The organism is Halomonas sp. PBN3 (assembly GCF_000475415.1).
In the GTDB taxonomy this organism is placed as follows: domain Bacteria; phylum Pseudomonadota; class Gammaproteobacteria; order Pseudomonadales; family Halomonadaceae; genus Halomonas; species Halomonas shengliensis.
In genome coordinates this window covers 1-755 of sequence record NZ_AXCA01000026.1, presented here as the reverse complement: position 1 = coordinate 755, position 755 = coordinate 1, and the positions used below count along the sequence as shown (strand labels likewise).

1 protein-coding gene is annotated in these 755 nt (G+C 64.4%); it reads right to left on the bottom strand.

The features are described 5' to 3' along the window. On the bottom strand, positions 1 to 755 hold a 755-nt coding region (locus Q673_RS21195; RefSeq protein WP_023004635.1), incomplete at both ends, for an IS1380 family transposase.

Genomic DNA, 755 nt, shown 5'->3' with positions numbered 1-755 from the left:
CCAGGCACCAGTTTGCCAGCCAGCTTCAGGAAGAGGTCCTGCTCCGGGTACTGGCTGCTCAACATCAGCCGGATGGTGCGCGTGTTGCGGGTGATGACGGCGCCGATCTTCAGCAGCTTCAGGCGGATGGTATTGACCTGGGCCTGGGCGAAGGCGGTGCGCTTGAGGTAAATCCGACGCAGTCGCTCCAGGAGCAGATAGGCCAGCCCCGAGAGCAGCAGCCGGTACTGGTTGGGCCACCACTCGTGGCAGCTGGTGCGGTCGGAGAACAGGAACTGCTGCTCCTTGATGCGGTTCTCCATCTCGCCCCGGGCACAGTAGCGATTGTCATAGAGCCACTCGGCGCTGCAGCCGCGCAGGCTGGTGACCACGTAGCGGGTGTTGAAGCCACGCCGGCTGGTCTCGGACTTGACGATCACCCTTCGTCGACGCTCCTTCCAGCTCTTGGCAGCGTACTCGATGAAGCCGAAGACACGCTCCTTCTCCCAGGTCTTCTCGAAGCGGATGGCTGACGCGTAGTCGATGTCCAGAGCCAGCTTGGCCAGGCGCTTGTTGCCGGCGAGGCCGATGAGGTAATCGACGCCGTGGCGGTCGCACCAGTTGAGGATCAGCGGGCGGCAGAAGCCGCTGTCGCCGCGGAACACGATCTTCACCTCAGGCCATGCCTGGCGCAGCCGCCGGACCAGCAAGGCGAGAATGGCACCGGCGTGATGGGCGGCATCTCGGTAGGCCGGGCGCAGGTAGCTGACCAGTAG